Origin of the sequence: Geminicoccus sp. (assembly GCF_035556675.1) — a bacterium.
Taxonomy (GTDB): domain Bacteria; phylum Pseudomonadota; class Alphaproteobacteria; order Geminicoccales; family Geminicoccaceae; genus Geminicoccus.
This window is the reverse complement of sequence record NZ_DATMFZ010000290.1, coordinates 1-3,633: the sequence shown is the minus strand read 5'-3', so window position 1 is coordinate 3,633 and position 3,633 is coordinate 1. Positions and strand designations below refer to the sequence as shown.

Annotated in this window: 2 protein-coding genes and 1 pseudogene; 1 reads left to right on the top strand and 2 read right to left on the bottom strand. The window is 68.3% G+C overall.

Annotation, left to right across the window (positions count from 1 at the left end):
* Together ypfJ and VNS22_RS19990 are read right to left on the bottom strand one after the other, a co-directional pair.
* A partial coding sequence (gene ypfJ, locus VNS22_RS19995; protein ID WP_325735553.1) for a KPN_02809 family neutral zinc metallopeptidase occupies positions 1-779 on the bottom strand: 779 nt, incomplete at its 3' end.
* Positions 780-1,176: 397 nt separating this feature from the next.
* Positions 1,177-2,523, bottom strand: coding sequence for a calcium-binding protein (locus VNS22_RS19990; RefSeq protein ID WP_325735551.1), 1,347 nt, complete (start codon positions 2,521-2,523; stop codon positions 1,177-1,179).
* A gap of 457 nt (positions 2,524-2,980) precedes the next feature.
* Between VNS22_RS19990 and VNS22_RS19985 the strand changes: the two are divergent.
* Positions 2,981-3,633 (top strand): annotated as a pseudogene (locus VNS22_RS19985) (hypothetical protein); the annotation flags it as partial.

The following is a 3,633-nucleotide window of genomic DNA, read 5'->3' as shown; positions in this document are numbered from 1 at the left end:
CTCTCCGGGCTGGCACGCCGCCCCGCCGCCCGCATGATCCGGTCGTCGCCCACCGAGGCCGCGGCACCCAGCGCCTCCTCGACGTCGCCCGGCTCGATCACGCCCCGGCTCCGGTCGGCCCGGTTCGCCCACACGCCGGCCAGGCAGTCCGCCTGAAGCTCGACCCGTACAGACAGGGCGTTGGCGGAGGCCTGGTCGGCACCCGCCTGCGCCTCGTGCACCTGCGGCAGGATGCCCAGCAAGTTCTGGACGTGATGGCCGACCTCGTGCGCGATCACATAGGCCTGCGCGAAGTCGCCAGGCGCACCGAAGCGCTGGGACAGCTCGTCGAAGAAGCCCAGGTCCAGATATACCTTGCGGTCGCCCGGGCAGTAGAACGGGCCGGTGGCCCCTTGGGCGAAGCCGCAGCCCGACTGGGTGGCATCGGTGAACAGGACGAGGCCGGGCTCCTGGTAGGTCTGCCCGTCGGCCTGGAACAGTTCGTGCCAGACGTCCTCCGTGCTGCCGAGCACCACGCGGGTGAAGTCGGCCTGCTCGTCGCTGCCGGCACCGCCCTGGCGCGGCAGCTCCTGGCGGGTCTCGACCGGGGCGCCGCCGTCGATCGCGCCGATGATCATGCTGGGATCGATGCCGAGCAGCCAGGAAACCACCAGGATCCCGACCAGGCCCAGCCCGCCGATCCCGCCGCCGACCCGCATGGCGCCGCCGCCCATGCGCATCCCGCCCATGCCCCGGCGGTCCTCGACATTGCTGCTGCGCCGGCCGCTCCGCCATTCCATCGCTCAGGCCTTTCCTTTCGTCCCCATGCCTGGCGGCCGCGCAGGACGAGCTGCGCCAGGATCATCAGCAACAACGAGACAGCCGATACCAACGTTCCGGCGGCGTTGATTGCCGGGGGATGCCGCCGGATCGGGCCGGACATGTCGCAGCCGCAGGGGCGGAGAGTTTCCGCCAGCTTGGTGTGTGGCTTCGACAAAGGGGCGGGTGCGGGCCAGCCATCTGCCCAGTCTCGGGTTCGTTCGTGCAAAACGCAACGGGGCAGGCTGCCCACCCGGCCTTCGACATCGGACGAAGCCGATCCAGCCATTCTGCCATGGCCGGGGTCGAAATCCCAGGAGCCTGCCGCAAGAAGATCGCGCCCGGCAGAGGCCGGACGCGACTTGCCGGAGGAAGGCCTCAGACGGTCGGCGGCGACAGGTTGTCGATCAGTTCGATGACGACGCCTAGGAGCGTGAGATCCGGGCCCGGGATCACGTCCGGCAGGGTGTCGGTGAAGTCGTCGCCGTCGAGCTGGGTTTGGCCCACCACGATCAGGGTGTGGTCCACATCCGCGTAGTGGGTGTTGATCACCAGGGAGCTGACGCCGTCGATCCTGCTCGTCGTCACGTGGTCGTCGTTGCGGTCGACGAAGCCGTCCTGGTTGGTGTCGAGGTCGGAGAACAGGTCGTAGCCGTCCGTCAGGATCCGGTCGCTGCCGCGCTCGAAGTCGAGGATCTTGTCGACACTGAACTCCGGGTCCTCGAACAGGTCCTCGGACAGCTCGAACAGGTCGTCGCCGGTACCACCCTCCAGCTCGTCGCTGCCGGCACCGCCCGCCACGATGTCGTCGCCCTCGCCGCCATGGATCAGGTCGTCGCCGTCGCCGCCGAACAGCAGATCCGCGCTGGAATCGCCATCCAAGTGATCGTCGCCGGTGCCGCCGAACAGGGCATCCTCGCCGCTGCCGCCGGACAGCTCGTCATTGCCTGCATCGCCCACGATGAGGTCGGCCTCGCGGCCGCCCGTCACGATGTCGTCGCCGATACCCGCGAGGATGAAATCGTCGCCGTCGCCGCCGTCGATCCGGTCGTTGCCGGAGAAGCCCGGCGGGTGGTCGGGCAGGAACTGCTCCGGCACGCCTTCCAGGATGAAGTCGTCGCCGTCGCCGCCCTCGATCGTGTCGTCGCCGTCGCCGCCGACCAGAATGTCGTCGCCGGAATCGCCGCGGATCAGGTCGTCGCCGCTGTTGCCGTAGACGAGGTCGTTGCCGTCGCCGCCATAGGCCTTGTCGCTGCCCGCACCGGCGTCGATGCCGCCGATCCGCGACAGGATCAGGCCCAGCAGGTCGTCGAGGTCGGTCGGGGCGCCGCCGATCCCGCCGGTGAGCAGGGCCGCGAGGCTGAGCCCGTCGCTGCCGCCACCGCCGGTGATGTAGTCGATGCCGTCGCCGCCATGGATCTGATCAGTGCCGTTGCCCCCGGCAATGACGTCGCGGCCGGCACCGCCGAAGATCAGGTCCCGGCCGTCGCCGCCGTTCAGCCGGTCGTGGCCGTCGCCGCCATAGATCGTGTCGTTGTCGGTATCGCCGAAGATCGTGTCGTCGCCGTCATCGCCCCAGATCAGGTCGCGCCCGGTGCCGCCATAGATGGTATCCGCGCCGCCCTTGCCGGCCAGAGTATCGTTGCCGCCATAGCCCCAGATCGTGTCCGCGGAGGCGGTACCGTCGAGGATGTTGGCCCGGTCGTCGCCCTTGATGATCGCCATGTTTCCTCCCATGCCGCGAATCTACGTCGTAGCGGGCGGAAATCGTATGGCATCCAGAGCAGGCGGTGAAGTGAAAACGTCCGGAAATGTGATAAGAATCACTAAGGATCCTGCACTGGATGGCAAAGTTCTCTGGTCGTTGATCGAATGAATGAAGTCATCATTGAGCTCCCGTGACGTGACGGCGGCCATGACTTCGCAGCGTGTCTTGCAGGCCCCGGGCATGCACGTTCCCCAGTGTCGCGCCCGCATCGGCGCCGGCAAGGCCCGGACGATTGACGCCTCGGGGGAACCCGGCCGGAACCTCGGGCATGGGCCCCCATTTTCTGACGGTAAGCTTGACGTGCGGCTCGCTCAGGAGCCCGAACGCACGTTCATGTCCGTTTAATTCGACGAACTCGGCGCCGATCGGCATCCTGCCACGATAATTCGTATTTTCCGGCGTGGGGTAGCCCGCATGATGAAGCTGAACTTCGAGGTTGCGCAGACGGTCGACAGCTCGCCCGTCATCGTCGTCGACCTCGATGGCACCCTCACGCCGGTCGACACGCTGCACGAGACCGTCCTGCAACTGCACCGCACCTCGCCGCAGGCGGCCATCGGCCTGGTGCAGGCGCTGCGCCAGGGCAAGGCGGCGTTCAAGCGGCACGTCGCCCAGTCCTTGTCCCTGGACGGGGCGCTCCTGCCGCTGCGCCAGGATCTCCTGGAATGGCTGACCGAGCAGCACGATCTGGGCCGCCGGATCGCGCTCGTGTCCGCGGCCGACCAGGCGTTCGTGGACGCGGTGGCGGCCCATCTGCCGTTTCCGGTCGATGCCGCGATCGGCAGCGACGGCCTGGCCAATCTGAGCGGGGAAGCCAAGCTTGCCCGGATCCGCGAGATGGTCGGCGACAATTTCATCTATGCCGGCGATGCGGCGGTCGACCTGCCGATCTGGCGGGCGTCGCAAGGGGCCATCCTGGTCGGCCGTGGGACGCGCTTCGAGAAGCGGCTGGGCGACGTCCCGGTGGTCGGCCGGTTCCCCCAGGCGGGCAGCGGCGCGCTGCGTGCCTGGTTGCGGGCGCTGCGCCTCTACCAGTGGCCCAAGAACCTGCTGGTGTTCCTGCCGGT

Coding starts and splice junctions, on each gene's coding strand:
- VNS22_RS19990 (WP_325735551.1), bottom strand. CDS start 2,523: ATGGCGATCATCAAGGGCGACGACCGGGCCAACATCCTCGACGGTACC.